This is a genomic window from Citrobacter sp. Ce006, assembly GCF_030336535.1.
Taxonomy (GTDB): Bacteria; Pseudomonadota; Gammaproteobacteria; order Enterobacterales; family Enterobacteriaceae; genus Citrobacter; species Citrobacter europaeus.
In genome coordinates this window covers 1-15,863 of record NZ_JAOWDO010000057.1, presented here as the reverse complement: position 1 = coordinate 15,863, position 15,863 = coordinate 1, and the positions used below count along the sequence as shown (strand labels likewise).

The 15,863-nt window shown below is 48.1% G+C and carries 12 protein-coding genes; all 12 read left to right on the top strand.

Features of this window, described 5'->3' with window-relative positions; genetic code table 11:
- Positions 1–359 precede the first annotated feature (359 nt).
- Positions 360–857: a type VI secretion system contractile sheath small subunit gene (tssB, locus tag OGV94_RS04560; RefSeq protein WP_043017609.1), complete on the top strand. Its 498-nt coding sequence runs from the start codon at positions 360–362 to the stop codon at positions 855–857.
- 65 nt (positions 858–922) lie between these two features.
- Positions 923–2,452, top strand: coding sequence for a type VI secretion system contractile sheath large subunit (tssC, locus tag OGV94_RS04555; protein ID WP_043017608.1), 1,530 nt, complete (start codon positions 923–925; stop codon positions 2,450–2,452).
- Between the two features lie 23 nt (positions 2,453–2,475).
- Positions 2,476–3,813 (top strand): type VI secretion system baseplate subunit TssK, encoded by a 1,338-nt coding sequence (gene tssK / locus OGV94_RS04550; RefSeq protein WP_043017607.1) that lies wholly within the window; start codon positions 2,476–2,478, stop codon positions 3,811–3,813.
- 1 nt (position 3,814) lies between these two features.
- Positions 3,815–4,456, top strand: coding sequence for a type VI secretion system protein TssL, short form (tssL, locus tag OGV94_RS04545; protein ID WP_286522708.1), 642 nt, complete (start codon positions 3,815–3,817; stop codon positions 4,454–4,456).
- A 3-nt stretch (positions 4,457–4,459) separates the two neighbouring features.
- Positions 4,460–6,124, top strand: coding sequence for an OmpA family protein (locus OGV94_RS04540; RefSeq protein ID WP_193145360.1), 1,665 nt, complete (start codon positions 4,460–4,462; stop codon positions 6,122–6,124).
- Positions 6,125–6,140: 16 nt separating this feature from the next.
- The gene (gene tssD, locus OGV94_RS04535; protein WP_003024437.1) at positions 6,141–6,632 is read left to right on the top strand and encodes a type VI secretion system tube protein TssD; all 492 of its coding nucleotides are present in this window, start codon (positions 6,141–6,143) and stop codon (positions 6,630–6,632) included.
- A gap of 161 nt (positions 6,633–6,793) precedes the next feature.
- Entirely contained in the window at positions 6,794–9,418 is a 2,625-nt protein-coding gene (gene tssH, locus OGV94_RS04530; protein WP_286522705.1) for a type VI secretion system ATPase TssH, read from the top strand.
- Positions 9,411–10,103 carry a hypothetical protein gene (locus OGV94_RS04525; protein ID WP_075145640.1) on the top strand — a complete coding sequence of 231 codons (693 nt, stop codon included), beginning with the start codon at positions 9,411–9,413 and terminating at the stop codon, positions 10,101–10,103. The genes tssH and OGV94_RS04525 overlap by 8 nt, the downstream gene beginning before the upstream one ends.
- 6 nt (positions 10,104–10,109) lie before the next feature.
- The gene (locus OGV94_RS04520) at positions 10,110–10,511 is read left to right on the top strand and encodes a hypothetical protein (protein WP_125461438.1); all 402 of its coding nucleotides are present in this window, start codon (positions 10,110–10,112) and stop codon (positions 10,509–10,511) included.
- A gap of 56 nt (positions 10,512–10,567) precedes the next feature.
- Positions 10,568–13,099 (top strand): type VI secretion system Vgr family protein, encoded by a 2,532-nt coding sequence (locus tag OGV94_RS04515; RefSeq protein WP_181231073.1) that lies wholly within the window; start codon positions 10,568–10,570, stop codon positions 13,097–13,099.
- Between the two features lie 15 nt (positions 13,100–13,114).
- Positions 13,115–15,331: an ATPase gene (locus tag OGV94_RS04510; RefSeq protein WP_181231074.1), complete on the top strand. Its 2,217-nt coding sequence runs from the start codon at positions 13,115–13,117 to the stop codon at positions 15,329–15,331.
- The coding region (locus tag OGV94_RS04505; protein WP_286522699.1) for a formylglycine-generating enzyme family protein at positions 15,328–15,863 on the top strand (536 nt) is incomplete at its 3' end. The genes OGV94_RS04510 and OGV94_RS04505, both read left to right, overlap by 4 nt.

The window sequence follows — 15,863 nt, the reverse complement described above, 5'->3', positions numbered from 1 at the left end:
ATGCATATGGCTGTAAATATATTTTGCAATTATGTGTTTTAATTTAAAGGTATTTATTTGATGAATGTATTTAAGGTTAATTAATTCCTGTCGCTTGTATTAGATAAATGATTTCTTGATTTTATTTTTAAATAAGTAATGCTAATGTATTATTTGGTGTATTAGTGATATTGATCATGTTTTCTCTCCGGGAATATATCGGATTACGTCGGCATACTAATTATAATCATTAATTGTCATTAACATTCATTGTTGACGGCTCACAGAAATGACGTTGTAAGAAACACGTTGAGCGATTGGAAAATGCTCCGTTAGGAAACGCAAAATATCGGCTGGAATCGCCGGTCTGAGAGGGACGTATGGGTGACAGTTTTCAGAATGAAGTGCCGACGGCACGCGTTAATATCAAGTTAGATTTACATACCGGAGGCGTTCAAAAAAAGGTTGAATTGCCGTTAAAACTTTTGACCGTAGGTGATTTCAGTAATGGTAGAGAACAACGACCACTATCTGAACGTGAAAAGGTTGATATTAATAAGAATAATTTCAATGATGTGTTAGCTAAGTTCTCACCAGTGGTTAATCTGAGTGTTAAAAATACGTTGGCTGGTGATGACAGAAAGGACGATATTAACCTTACCTTTAAAAATATCCGCGATTTTGAACCCGAGCAGGTCGCACGAAATATCCCCCAATTACGCGTTCTGTTGGCTATGCGTAACCTACTTCGTGACCTGAAATCAAACTTACTTGATAACGCTGCTTTTCGTCGCGAGCTGGAAATTATCCTTAAAGATCCAGCCCTGAGTCAGGAACTGCGTGATGAACTGGCAACCATGATGCCAGAAGAGATTTAACGCTATACAGGGTTTCCTCCGCTCAATTGGCAGGAATAGTAAAGGATCATAAAAGGAATATGTTGATGTCTGTTCAGGAACATACCTCTTCAGTCGCGACCACCACGACCAGTGAACGCAGCGTTTATCAATCCCTCTTTGACAAAATTAATCTTTCCCCGGTTTCGACATTAAAAAATGTTGATGCATGGCAGAGCGATGAAGCGCTTTCTGACGCCGCTCCCGCTGAACGCGTGACTGCTGCTATTCAGGTTCTGGTTTCATGTCTGGCGGATGCTGCGCAGCCCGTAGAGCGCCTGGATAAAACGCTGCTCGATGAGCAAATTGCTCGTCTTGATAAGCAGATTAGCGATCAGGTCAATGAAGTTATGCACCATGCTGAATTTCAGAAGCAAGAATCGCTCTGGCGTGGTTTGCATTCGATGATCACCGGCATTGATTTTCGCCGAAATGTCCGTGTAGAAATGATGGATATCAGCAAGGATGCGCTGCGTGATGACTTTGACGATGCGCCGGAGCTTATCCAGAGCGGGTTATACCGCCATGTTTATATTGAAGAATACGATCAGCCTGGCGGCGAACCCATTGCGGCAATGATTTCAGCGTACGAATTTGATAACAGTCCGCAGGATATTGCACTGCTGCGCAATATTTCTGGCGTGTCGGCGGCCTGTCATATGCCGTTCATTGGTTCCGTTGGGCCGAAATTCTTCTTGAAAGAAAATATGGAAGAAGTCGCAGCTATAAAAGATATCAATGATTATTTCGAACGTGCTGAATACATCAAGTGGAAAGCATTTCGTGATAGCGACGATTCACGCTATATCGGGCTAACTATGCCGCGTGTCCTGGGTCGTTTACCGTATGGCCCTGATACCGTGCCGGTACGCAGTTTTAACTATGTTGAAGAAGTTAAGGGTCCGGATCACGAAAAGTATCTATGGACCAGCGCCTCTTTCTCTTTCGCTGTGAATATGGTGAAAAGTTTTATCAAGAATGGCTGGTGCGTCCAGATCCGTGGGCCACAGGCAGGCGGCGCGGTGAAAGATTTGCCTATCCATTTGTACGATCTGGGTACCGGTAATCAGGTGAAGATCCCGTCTGAGGTGATGATTCCGGAAACCCGGGAGTTTGAATTTGCCAACCTCGGTTTTATTCCGCTTTCTTATTATAAGAATCGTGATTACGCCTGTTTCTTCTCTGCTAACTCGGCTCAAAAACCTGCTCAGTTTGATACTCCGGAAGCGACGGCTAACAGTCGGATTAACTCTCGTTTGCCGTATATCTTCTTGCTTTCTCGTATCGCTCATTACCTGAAAATACTGCAGCGAGAAAATATTGGAACGACCAAAGATCGCCGCCTGCTTGAGCTTGAACTTAATAACTGGCTGCGCAGTCTGGTAACCGAAATGACCGATCCTGGCGATGACTTGCAGGCATCACACCCGCTGCGTGATGGGCGTGTCGTGGTGGAGGATATTGAGGATAACCCAGGTTTCTTCCGTGTGCGCCTGTATGCCATTCCGCATTTCCAGGTTGAAGGTATGGACGTCAGCTTGTCGTTAGTTTCACAAATGCCTAAGTCGAAATCTTAACGACGCAGCGCACAGGAGGTGCGATGAAGATCTATCGTCCGTTATGGAGCGAGGGGGCCTTTCTGGCTCCCCAGCAGTTTCAGCAACAGACACGTTGGGATGCCTATGTAGCTGACGTTGTTGCTCACATGTCGCTTTCATCACCGTGGGGCGTCATCAGCGCGGAGTTTGATGAAAGTGCGCTAACGGTTTCCCGTTTGAATCCCGTTAATCTGGTTGTGCGCTTTCCTGACGGTACGTTAGTGGATACAGGTATTTCAGATAACCTGCCTCCGGCGTGTGATTTATCGCATCTTACTGGTTACAGCAGCGTTGATATCGTCCTCGCGTTGCCGCTGCTTTCGGCTAATGGCGGCAATCTTTCATCAGGCAACGGCGTTAGCCGTCCGTGTCGCTGGCAGCAGGAGTGGCTGCCAGTACAGGATCTCGCAGGTCAGGAACGGACTGATATGGCAGTGCTGCGGCATGCTATCACCCTCCGCTATGCCCATGACGATAACAGCGCTTACCTGACTTGCCCGGTAGCTTGCCTTATTCGTAATGCTCAGGGGCAATGGGAGCTGGGACGCGATTTTTTACCCCCATCGCTTTCACTCTCTGCCAGCCCCTCATTAATCAATTCGCTCAGTGATTTGGTGCATCGTATCCAGGCTCGTTGTCGACGCCTGATGGCCTTGCGCCGCGAAAGTAACGAACGAATGGCGGATTTTGCGGTAGCAGATGTTTCGTTGTTTTGGTTGCTGAATGCGCTTAATAGCTCAGAGCCCGTTCTGAAAGAAATGCTGCAAAACCCAGGCCGTCATCCCGAACTTTTGTGGCGTGAGCTCGCGCGGTTAGCGGGCAGTCTGCTGACCTTTTCATTAGAAAATGATGTCAGCGTTGTGCCTCCATACCAGCACGCCAATCTGCAGCAGGTATTCCCACCCCTGTTTGCACTCCTGGTGGAACTGCTGGAGGCCAGCCTGCCATCTCGCGTTGTCGCTATTGAACTGACGCAGGAGAGACAGTTCTGGTATGGCGCATTGTCGGATGCTCGACTGCGTGAAGGCGCTGATTTTTACCTTTCCGTTCGTTCGGATCTTCCTGCGCATGTCCTCCTAACGCAATTTCCACAGCTCTGTAAAGCAGGGAGCCGGGCAGATGTATCTGATGTCGTCAATGTGGCACTTAGCGGTATTCCATTAAAACCGCTGACGCATGTACCTGCAGCCATCCCGTTACGACTGGAAAATCAATACTTTGCTCTTGAGATTAATCATCCAGCAGCCCAGGCCATGCTGGACGCCGGTAATTGCGCTTTCTATGTGCCGGGAACACTGGGAGAGATTCAACTTGAGTTATTCGCTGTATTAAGGGATTGAAATGTATAAGGATATTGATCAGGTATTCTGGCCAACCTGGCTTGCTGTCAGCCAGTTACGCGGCGGATCGGAAGTCGACGATGGGGCGGCTTTCTATCGCCGGGCCTGCCAATGGGTTGATTCTGCGCGTGAGACATTGCGTGACATGGGGTACAGCGAACACAGCGTTGAACACATGCTCTACACGCAATGTGCGTTACTGGATGAAAGCGTGTTGAAACGCAACCGGCAGGATAGCGGTTATATTACCTGGCTTGCGACACCTTTACAGGCCCGCTTTTTCAACACCACCAATGCCGGGGAAGAACTCTGGGAGCGCATCCGTACCGTTCTGCGCGAGCCCGTTCCTGATACCGCCGTATTAACCTGCTTTTATCGCGCAATCACGCTCGGTTTTGTGGGGCGCTATCGCGAGCAAGGTGACGAACGTCGTGAAGATGTTCTTGAAGCGCTGGCGACTCAGGCGATGCCTTTTAAATTAAAGCACGATGCGCCGGTAATTATGCGGGCTTCCGGCTTTTCTGGCGGTAAGCGCCGCTGGTGGCTGGCATGGATTGTCGGCGCGGTGGCGCTGGGTGCTTTGTGGTTAACATTTTCTCATGTCTTACAAGGGCAGATTGCTCAGCTTATTGGGCAGGGTTAAGACATGGCTCAGTTGCGAGGGATCGTTAACTATGTGCTGGCAACCGTCCTGGCTTTGTTGCTTGTCTGGGGATTCAGTCCGTTAAGTGCGGGTGTCCGGGGCGGCCTTACCGTCTTTATTTTACTGTTTTCCATTCCGGGGATCGTTTATGGCTGGCGTCAATATGGTCGGTTGAAGTCTGCTCATTCGGCTCATGAAGTTCCGCTCCCTCCGGAGAGTTTCAGTGGGCCTGTTGTGCTGGTGTGTGGAGATAATGCCCCTTTGTTTGCCGGACGCGGCGATTCTTGCGAGAGTTCGCAGGGCTGGTATTTATCTGTCCAGTCCCCGGAGCATTATATTGCTCTGGTTCGTCAGATAGCTGTGCAGCGTCCGGGGCTTCTTATGCGCGTTTCCGTGATGCTGGCATTGATCCCGGAACGGCATAATGATGAAGACGCGCTTAAGCACATGCTGCTCAGTTGGCGGCGTGTTGTGACCCAGAGTCGGCGTTGGTTATCAGGTATACCGCCGTTTTGGCTGTGCTGTTGGTTGAATTCGCCTCAATGCAATGAGGCTGTACGTTGGTTTATTCGAACACCCCAGGATGCAGAAGTGCAGTCGGCTACGGGATTAGACGATTTTGTTCCTTTCTCTTCGCAAGAGCGCCCGGCTCGCCATTCTCATCTTACACATGCAGTGTGGTTAGATAATTTACTCGGCTGGCTGAAGAGGGTGCAAGGCGATACGGAGCACCACGCTTCGCCTCTTTTCTCTGCTTTACGGGTGGTATGTTTTACCTCATTAGCGGTCTGCGAAAATAATCTGTTTCAACGGCATATCACTGCGCAAACAACACTTTCCCCTGCGACGTCAGCAGTGTCCGAGCTGCTGCCTTTTCCTGATTTAGTGCTGCCTTTTTTATCTCGCCGTCGGGCGCTGACAGCATTTCAACGTACGGTGGGCGTAAGTGGTCTGCTATGCGGTATTTTTGTCGGACTGGCGATGACGTGCAGCTTTATCAATAACCAACATCTCATCAGGATCACAAACGATCATCTGACGTTATACCGCCATCTTACCGGTAATCCTGTTGAGCCAAAGGTTCAGGCACAGGATCAGCTTCGTCGTGATGCGCAGCGTCTCGATCGCTGGTATCAGCGCGGTGAACCCCTTTCTCTATCAATGGGATTGTATCAGGGGATGAGATTGATCCCACCTTTGCTGGCCGCCATCAGCGACTGGCTGCCACCTGAAAAACCAAAAGTGACCTCTCCGCAAACCGTACGCCTGGACAGTATGTCGCTGTTTGATACGGGCAAATGGGCGTTAAAAGCAGGCTCAACAAAAGTACTCATTGGGGCTTTGGTCAATATCAAAGCCAAGCCCGGTTGGCTGATAGTCATCGCCGGACATACCGATGATGTGGGTGACGATAAATCTAATCAGCAGCTCTCTCTCAAACGCGCGGAATCTGTTCGCGACTGGATGCGTGATACCGGTGACGTCGCGGAGAGTTGTTTTGCCGTTCAGGGTTACGGCGAATTACGTCCCTACAAAAACAACGATACGCCGGAGGGTCGGGCTGCCAACCGCCGTGTAGAGATCAGTCTGGTACCGCAGGCTGATGCCTGTCGGGTGCCGGGCATGAAGGAACCGTCACCGCAAAGCGGTGACGCATTAGCGAAGTAAAAATGGAGAAAGAGTTATGGCAATTCCAGTCTACCTTTGGCTGAAAGATGACGGCGGCGCGGATATTAAAGGCTCTGTTGATGTAAAAGATCGTGTGGGCAGTATCGAAGTAGTAGCTCAGGAACATAACCTGTACATCCCTACCGATAACAACACAGGTAAGTTGACCGGGACGCGCATTCATACCCCGTTCCTTTTCACTAAGGAAATCGATGCCTCCAGCCCGTATCTGTACAAGGCTGTAACTACCGGTCAGACCCTGCGCCAGGCCGAGTTTAAATGGTATCGCATCAATGATGCGGGTCAGGAAGTGGAATACTTCAACACCACTCTGCACAACGTGAAAGTGGTGAAAGTAAACCCTGTGATGTACGACATCAAAGATCCCGCTAAAGAGAAGCATAACCACCTGGAACAGATTGAACTGCGCTACGAGAAGATCGTCTGGACGTATAAGGATGGCAACATTATCCATTCTGACGCCTGGAACGAGCGTACCACCGCGTAATGCACTAACGGATGAGGATTTCCTCATCCGTTTTTTTTATGCCCTCTGCTAAGCGTCCGGGGCGGGGTTTAGCAGAGAGTATCAACGTCACTATTACCTTATGGGCATTGGATTACGGCCACGGGCGGTAGCGTGCCTGAATACAGGGAGCCAGGAAGCAAATGGAACACCAGTCAGCAGTGTTATTACGACGTCTCAACCCCTATTGCGCCCAGGCGCTCGAAGCGGCGGCATCGTTATGTCAGACGCGCGCGCATGCAGAAATCACTCCCGAACACTGGTTACTGAAGCTGTTGGAGCAGGGGGAGGGCGATATGACTGTCATTGCTCGTCGTTATGAATGGGATATCGACAATCTCTGGCAATCGCTGCTGACGCATCTGGATGTTCAGCCTCGTTCCGTGAAAAGCCGCCCGCAGTTGTCTGATGCGCTCCTTTCTTTAATGCAACAAGCGTGGCTGTGTGCCGCAACGGATGAAAATTCGCAGATACGTGGTGTGCATCTACTGATGGCCCTGGTGGGAAAGCCTTCGCTACTGAAGTGTGATGGCCTGTGGCCTCTTCTGAGCGCCGGACATACTCAACTGGAACGCCTCCTGCCGCTATTAAATGTCCAGTCGGATGAACGTCCTGAGAGACAGCAAGAAGCCGCTCTGGCACAGGTTTCTCCTGATGATGAACCGCGTCCTGGCCTGGCTGAATCGACGTTATCGCCAGCATTACAAGGCGTTCTCGATAAATTTACGCTGGACGTGACCGCGAAAGCGCGTGCCGGCGATATCGACCCGGTATTTGGTCGCGATAATGAAATCCGGCAAATGGTGGATGTGTTGTCCCGTCGGCGAAAAAATAATCCCATTCTGGTCGGGGAACCCGGTGTCGGCAAAACCGCTCTGGTGGAAGGTCTGGCGCTGCGTATTGCTGAAGGTAACGTGCCGGATAGCCTGAAATCAGTAACATTACGCACGCTGGATCTTGGGCTGTTACAAGCAGGTGCCGGGGTGAAAGGTGAGTTTGAGCAGCGGTTAAAAAATATCATTGATGCCGTTCAGCAATCGCCAACGCCTGTTCTGCTCTTTATCGATGAAGCACACACCATCATTGGGGCCGGTAATCAGGCGGGAGGCGCTGACGCAGCTAATCTGCTAAAACCCGCTCTGGCCAGAGGTGAATTACGAACCATCGCGGCGACCACATGGAGTGAATATAAACAGTATTTTGAGCGCGATGCTGCGCTGGAGCGGCGTTTTCAGATGGTTAAAGTGGATGAGCCGGATGATGACACTGCTTGCTTAATGCTGCGTGGTCTGAAATCACGCTATGCAGAACACCATGGCGTTCACATCACCGACGAAGCGGTTAAAACTGCTGTTACGCTCTCTCGCCGCTATCTTACCGGGCGACAATTACCCGACAAAGCCGTCGATCTGCTGGACACCGCAGGTGCAAGAGTGCGGATGAGCCTTGATACTGTTCCGGAACCACTGACGCGTTTGAAGTCGGAGATCACCGCGCTTGAAATTGAAAAGCAGGCGTTGCTTGCAGACCTCGCGGTAGGAAATGGTCAGCATGGTGAAAGGCTGGCCACCATTGAACAGCGTGAAAATCGTCTGCTTATCGAACTGGATGAACGCGAAACCCAGTATGGTCAGGAATTAACGCTCACTGAGCAACTGCTGGCCAGCCGCCGTGATATTTCTCGTCAGGCGGAAACGGTTGAATTGCAACTGCAGCTAAGTATGCTTCAGCAGGGCCATCCTTTGCTGTTTCCGGATGTAGACGCGCGCACCGTTGCTACGGTAATTGCCGACTGGACCGGTGTACCATTGTCATCATTAATGAAGGACTCCCAGGCAGACTTGCTGACGCTTGAAACCCAGATGGGAGAACGCGTTGTTGGCCAGAATTACGCGCTGAATGCGATCGCACAGCGGTTGCGGGCATCAAAAACAGGACTGACGCCGGAAAACGGCCCACAGGGTGTGTTCCTGCTTACTGGACCAAGTGGAACCGGCAAAACGGAGACGGCGCTGGCACTGGCTGACATTCTGTTTGGTGGTGAAAAATCGCTAATCACGATTAATTTGTCTGAATATCAGGAGCCGCACACCGTGAGCCAGCTAAAAGGCTCACCTCCGGGATATGTGGGTTATGGTCAGGGAGGGATCCTGACCGAGGCGGTGCGAAAACGCCCCTATAGCGTGGTACTGTTGGATGAAGTAGAAAAAGCGCATCGCGACGTCATGAATCTGTTTTACCAGGTATTTGACCGTGGTTTCATGCGTGACGGCGAAGGCCGTGAAATTGATTTTCGCAATACCGTTATTTTGATGACCTCCAATCTTGGCGGTGACGCTGTAATGCAGATGCTGGAAGAACAGCCGGAAACCACAGAGTCTGAGTTGCACGAACTGCTGCGACCACTTTTGCGCGATCACTTCCAGCCAGCGCTACTGGCCCGCTTCCAGACGATTATCTACCATCCGCTCTGTGAATCTGCGTTACGTACGATTGTACAAATGAAACTGGATCAGGTTAGCCAGCGATTACTGCGTCACTACGGCATAACCACGACGATATCCGAGAGCCTTTTTGATGCCCTGACCGCCGCTTGCCTGCTACCGGATACGGGGGCGAGGAATATCGATAGTCTGCTCAATCAACAAATCTTACCTGTGCTTAGTCAGCAGTTGTTAACGTATCTTTCCCGGCAGCAAAAACCTCAGCAGCTTACTTTGAGTTGGCATGATGAAGAGGGAATGATGCTGGAGTTTAATGATGAGTAAACGTAACGATATTATTGAACCTTCCGAGTGGACATCGGATCGTAAAACAGGGCTTGTTTATAGCGAAATATTGGGATGGATAGATATAGGCCATGCACAGGGAAGTGATATTAAAAACCTACTGATAGATATAAAACGAGGTGAATCAGGCCGTGATGGTTATTATGAAGTCATTTATAGCCAAAAGATGTTTGTATATCATCGCCAGTTTGGTACAGGAAAGTTTGTTAGGTGGCGTATCAAACAAGGTTTATCTGCATGTGAGAAAAACAGCGTTGCGTTAGCCATGATGATGACGACTGCACGCTTGTTTGAAAGTTTGCAATCTAATTTGTGTTTTAGTTGGTATACCGACAGTGGTTTTAGCGGAGAGGACCTTACCTCCGATCTTTTAGGCTTCTATCGGGCAATTCTTCCCTCAGACTACCAGTCAAGACTGAGGCTCGTCAGTAAAGAGCAGGCCCTGAGTAGATGGGATTTTTATGGGCCGATAGGCAATTATAAGAATAAAGGATTTTTACCATTACTGTTTCCAGAACCCATGGATAACTGTGCTGTGCATAAACCCTATAAGGGAAGCTTACCTTCGTTTATGACATGGGTGCAACCGTGGAGTGACTTCACTTCTGGTCGGATAGAAGTTATCACCGGGGATGGCGGTTATTATTCATTTTTGTCGAGGTGAATGGTAATGAGCTACTATAAAATAATACTGATGACGATTGTTTTGATTTTTTTGTCACCGTTGTTAATACCCTGGCCAGATAAATTAGAATATCGGGAAAGCGATCTTTTTAACTATTATTTCTACACCGATGTTGATATCAAGCAGGCTCCAAGGATATCAAATGATTATTACTTTGAATATATTTCTCCTGATGGGAGTACACGAGAAACAAATCTTATTATTTTTCGCGGTGGTGATGCAGGCATTATTCGTAATTATCTAACAGGTCTTGGCTTTCATCTTTATGATTATAGTAATAATGGAAGGGAAGAGCTTTGGATATCAAATGATAATCGTCAATTTACTTTTTCTATTGTCACTAATGAGAAAACGGATTTGGTTAGTCTGATAAAAACAATGCGTTGAACGCAGCTTTTATTATCTGAAAAATAGCTCTTTATAAAATAACAAGGGTTAAATATATGGGAATGTCTGAATCACTGGGTGGCGGGATTTCATTTATAAATGAAAATACATTAAACCGTTATCAATTGTATATCCCTTCATGCAAATCTGTACTGGATGTTATTAGCTTTAATGGTACAGAGGAAATGAGTTCGTTGTATCGATACGTAGTAAATTTTTCCAGCCATGACAAAGACATTGCAGCAGAGTCGATACTTAGAAAATCAACAACATTGACCATGGGAATGGGGAAGTTAAGTGAGTTAACTGCCCGCAAAATGGTACATGGTATTGTAACATCGTTCCATCGTATCAGTGGTTCAAAAGACCAGGCAACCTATCAGTTAATCATTGAACCTTTTGTCGCGTTGCTGAAAAACCAATTTCGTACACACCGTTTCTTTATTAATATGTCAGTTCCGGAAGTTGTTACTCAAATTTTACAGGAACATGGTTTAAAAGACTGGGAATATAATTTTGATTTGGTAATGGAATATCCAAAAAGAGAGCAAATTAATCAGTATCAGGAGAGTGATCTGATTTTTATTGAACGCCTGCTCTCTGAAGTTGGGATTTTCTTCTTCTTTAGGCTTCAGCCTGATGCTGGCACTGAGGTGATCTATTTTGCTGACAAACAAAGCGCATGGGAGTTTGGCAAAACATTACCGCTGAATAGTCCCTCCGGAATGAATGACAATGGCATCGACTCAGTCTGGGATATTCAGTTCCAACAGTCTGCGGTGCAGGCATCGGTTACTGCCGGGGATTATAACCATCGCCAGGCTCAGAAAATATTATTTTCTGCACAAACCGATATGACTTACGGTGAAGGTGACGAGGTGACTTACGGGGATGTTTACCACTATCGCCCACGCCATCTTGAAACGGGTGATAAGGTTTCGCCGGCGCCTGAGACAGGGAATTTTTGGGCGCGTCTGGAACATGAGCGTTATCTCTCCTCACAAGCGACAATCTCTGGATTATCAACCGATGTAAGCCTCAGCCCGGCTCAGGTCCTGAATATTACGGAATCGACACCTGTCCCAACGCTTCCTGTCAGCGTGCGTAACAGCTTGCTGGTTACGGCGGTTTCATTCAGCGCAAGCCGAAAGGAAGCGCTACAAGTGGTGTTGATGGCGACCATTTACAGTGAAACGCGCTGTTGGAGACCTCCACTCAAACCGCGACCAGTAATTAGCGGTACGCTAATGGCACGTGTTTCAAGCCCGAAAAAGAATGATGAATATGCTCATTTAAATCAGAGCGGGCTTTATTGGGTTAAGTTTGATGCGGACCGCGATGCTAAACAACAGGGCTACGAAAGTATGCCAGTACGCCTTGCCAAACCCTACGGCGGCGACACTTACGGTATTCACTTCCCGCTGATACAGGGCACAGAAGTGGCGGTGGCGTTCCATGAAGGGGACCCGGACCGGCCCTATATCGCGCATGCGCTGCATGACTCCCGGCATCCGGACCACGTGACACAGGCAAACCATACCCGCAACGTCATCCGCACGCCGGCGAACAACAAGCTGCGTATGGAGGATAAACGGGGCGAGGAGCACATCAAGCTCAGCACCGAGTACGGCGGGAAGACGCAGCTGAACCTGGGGCATAACGTGGATGCGGGGCGTGCGCTGCGGGGAGAAGGGGCTGAGCTACGCACGGACGACTGGGTGGCGGTACGCGGTGGTAAAGGGGTCTTAATTAGTGCTTATAACCAGCCGCAGGCCCAGGGAGAGATGTTGGACATGCGGGCTGCAATTGCTGAGCTGCAAAATGCACTCGAACTGGTTACAGCGTTAGCGAGTAGCGCCAAGGTATCCGGTTCACTTGATGCCGATATTGCTTCACAGCAGGAACTGACGAAAACGCTGGCGCAATTAAAAGGAGCGGGTTTGTTACTGAATGCCCCTGCTGGCATAGGTGTGGCCACTCCCAAAAATATACAGCTCACCACAGGCCATTCTTTAACTGTCACAACGGGAGAAAATGCAGATCTGACGTTGTTTAAACGTCTGACCGTTGCCGCCGGAGAAGCAATTAGTCTGTTTGCCCAAAAAATGGGTATGAAAATTTTTGCTGCCAGAGGAATGATCGATATTCAGGCGCAAACTGATGCGATGCGATTGCAGTCAGATAAAACGATGAATATTAATAGCGTTAATGGCGAAGTTGTTTTAAACGCTCAGCAGGGGATTACGCTCACCAGCACTGGCGGGGCGTATATAAAAATCAAAGATGGATCCATCGAGCTTGGGGCACCGGGGAGTCTTAAGCTAAAAAGTCTTGATATCCAGTGGGGGGGAGTAGGCATCCTGGAAAAAGCACTTAAGCCGATGACTGTTTCTGACCCGCAATATAAATACCCTATGAATGGTTCTTTTCAGATCGTTGATAAAGGGGATGGTAAGCCTAAACCTTACATAAAATATCGTATTGAAACTGAAAGTGGTGAAACTATTCGTGGTGTGACTGATGAGAATGGATATACCCAATCTCATTACGGCCTTGAACCCCAGACTATGAAATTATTCTTTGAATAAAACCAGGTTGGTATCATGAGCGATACATCCACATTACCCGTAGCAGAGAATCAGTTAAGTAAAAAAGAAAATAATACCGTACAGATATCACATGAATCATGTGATATCTATTATTGCACTGAAAGTCAGGAGTTATTATTCTTAACGACGGCAGCAGCGAAAAATATTGATGAGCATGCCAGTGAAATAATGACGGCGGTTGATGAATTTCATCAGGCTAACGAGGAATATTCTAAGGCTGTTGAAGAGTTTGGTGTGTTAAATTCAAAAATAGAGGAAAGTTCTGCACTTACAGACAAAGAAACTAATATTTCTAATCAAGAAGCTAATTTAACCGGCAAAAGGGATGCTTTACAAAAAGTAATTGGTAAGTTTGAATCCGAAGGTGCTGGTTATGATGATGTGGTTGAGCTCATCCCTATCTCTCGAAAAAATGGTGGCGCTGGCACTAAGAAACGCTATGCTTTTGCAAAAAAAGGATATGTTGATAATTTAGGAGCAGGAGTCAGACATAAAGTAAAGTTTAAACAATCGGATGCGGATAGTATCCTAAAAAGAGAAAATGGTAATATAACAGGAATATCAGTTTCTAAATTAAAAAAGCAGATTAAAGATCTGGAGTTCGAAAATAAAGGTGTAAACCTTTTTGATCCAATTGACAAGAAATTAATAGATGAAACGTTAACGGGCTGGGCAGAAAGCTGGAATAACAGTCTGGTTTCGCATAAAGAAATTGGCCAGTTTATCGATTTTTCAGCGGGTGCGCAGTTCATGCGCTGCACGTCTAATTTGGCGGCTTCTGCCGAATGGGATCCATCAACGGGCGAGTTGGCCATCAAAGGTGAGTTTAAGGCCACGCTTTCTCTGGCTTCTGGCATTGTTGAAACGACATTTTATCTTCCGGATCGCGTCGGCTGGAGCCTGACATTTCAGCCTGAAAATCGAACTGAGCCATTAAAAATGGGAATGCTCAGAGTTTATCTGAAAACCTCACTGATTGGCTTTGTGGGGGCTTCTGCCCAGGCAGAAGCGCAATTGCAGATTACTACCTATGGCGGTAAGCAAATGATTATGGGTAACAGCGCCGGGCGTCTACCGAGATTTAGCGAACGGCATGTGAGCGGTGCAACCTTCCATAAGGCCAGAGAGGAAAACGAAGATGGCGCCAAAGTGAGCGCAGAGGCTTTTGGCGGCGCGCGCGCAGAACTAAAGCTCGCAGGTGGAGTACAGTGGTTGCAGCCGCCGGAACTTACCGTACGCCAGGGCAAGACCGGAGATGATGCCAAAGAAGCTAACGAGTTCGCCGATTTTTGTACCTTTACTGAAAGTCTGGTCGGAATGGCCGGCGCCGGAATTGGTGGTACTTTTCAGTGTGATTTTGTTAACGGTAAGTTTTGTTTCAAGATCGCGGCCAGCCTCTGTGTCGGACTCGGGGCAAAAGGTAGCTTTGAAGCCGAAGTGGATTTTGACAAATTTTATGAATTTTCAAAATGGCTCATTTATCAGTTGTATGGATTAGACTATGCCTTTTTTGAAATAATGGCACAGAAAGCTTTTGAGGCCTTTACCCAGGTTAGTGTTTTACTGCTTTCAGATATGGAGGAATCAATAGCTAAAGGGCTTAAAAGTTCACAAGAAACATTAGTTACAATAAAAGAAAAATATACTAGCTTGGTAGAAATTATTGAGTCCGCCTTTGATGAATCGGAAAGAAGAAATCAGCTGGCAGCAAATATTATTAAGAGCCCTGATTTACTTCTGATGCGTACCCCTGAGGCCAAAGGAATATTACTCTACTTGCTTACCCGCCACAGTACCGCAGATCATTTTGATTTTGATAATCGTGGTGATTATTTTATCGATATTTATCAGGAGCGCAAACAAGCGATTATTGTCGTTTTACAATCCATCCAGACGCAGCGGGAATGGTTCCAGATATTTAGCCGATTTAATGCCAGTGGGAGTGACATGGCAGAGGGTAACTCTGCCTTAAAATATATGGTGGCGCAAAATTCAATGAATGCGGTAAGGCGTTTTCTCCAGGAAGGCTTCGATAAAGTCAATGAAATGGATCTTATCTATAAAAGATTAAGAACGACGCCTGCCTGGGGATATGCCCTGACGATGAACAATACCACTGCGTATCGCTTAACGACGGCGGATAACCCTTTTTATCCGCGTATGGGAACATTTTCACCACTGTCTGGCGCAAATTCTGAGGAATGGTCATGAAGATGAAATATCCGTTATTACTCCTGAGCCTGGCAGTCAGCGCGATGGCTGGCTGCGATCAAAACCCCACCTCAGTCCCCCCCCGGCACAGTGCGGAAGACCAGGCCCGGCTGCAGGAATTTGTGGCGCAGATAAAGTCAGAGCAGGTATTTGTGGAAGGCGGTGAATACCTGATGGGGGATTTTGGCGAAGAGTATGGCGTGGAGAGACTGCAGTACGACGGGCGTAAAGACAGCAAGCCTTTGCACCGGGTGGAGTTAAGCAGCTATTCGCTGAGTAAGTTCAAAGCCAGCAACCAGCAGTATCAGTTTTATCTGGCCTGGAATGGCCTGAAGGGCCGAGAGGTTAAGGGGCGTTTAAGCGGGAGGGACTGGAATGATAGTAAACGGATCCCGGATACGCCAGCCCGCGTGGACTGGCACGAAGCGGAGCGGTACTGCGCGTGGCTTGGGGAAGTGACGGGTCTGCCGTTCTCGCTGCCGACGGAAGCGCAGTGGGAATACGCGGCGCGTAGCCGGGGTAAATATGTGGT

Bases quoted from the DNA above. Each gene is read 5' to 3' on its own strand.
- tssB (WP_043017609.1), top strand. From the start codon at position 360: ATGGGTGACAGTTTTCAGAATGAAGTGCCGACGGCACGCGTTAATATC.
- tssC (WP_043017608.1), top strand. From the start codon at position 923: ATGTCTGTTCAGGAACATACCTCTTCAGTCGCGACCACCACGACCAGT.
- tssK (WP_043017607.1), top strand. From the start codon at position 2,476: ATGAAGATCTATCGTCCGTTATGGAGCGAGGGGGCCTTTCTGGCTCCC.
- tssL (WP_286522708.1), top strand. From the start codon at position 3,815: ATGTATAAGGATATTGATCAGGTATTCTGGCCAACCTGGCTTGCTGTC.
- OGV94_RS04540 (WP_193145360.1), top strand. From the start codon at position 4,460: ATGGCTCAGTTGCGAGGGATCGTTAACTATGTGCTGGCAACCGTCCTG.
- tssD (WP_003024437.1), top strand. From the start codon at position 6,141: ATGGCAATTCCAGTCTACCTTTGGCTGAAAGATGACGGCGGCGCGGAT.
- tssH (WP_286522705.1), top strand. From the start codon at position 6,794: ATGGAACACCAGTCAGCAGTGTTATTACGACGTCTCAACCCCTATTGC.
- OGV94_RS04525 (WP_075145640.1), top strand. From the start codon at position 9,411: ATGAGTAAACGTAACGATATTATTGAACCTTCCGAGTGGACATCGGAT.
- OGV94_RS04520 (WP_125461438.1), top strand. From the start codon at position 10,110: ATGAGCTACTATAAAATAATACTGATGACGATTGTTTTGATTTTTTTG.
- OGV94_RS04515 (WP_181231073.1), top strand. From the start codon at position 10,568: ATGGGAATGTCTGAATCACTGGGTGGCGGGATTTCATTTATAAATGAA.
- OGV94_RS04510 (WP_181231074.1), top strand. From the start codon at position 13,115: ATGAGCGATACATCCACATTACCCGTAGCAGAGAATCAGTTAAGTAAA.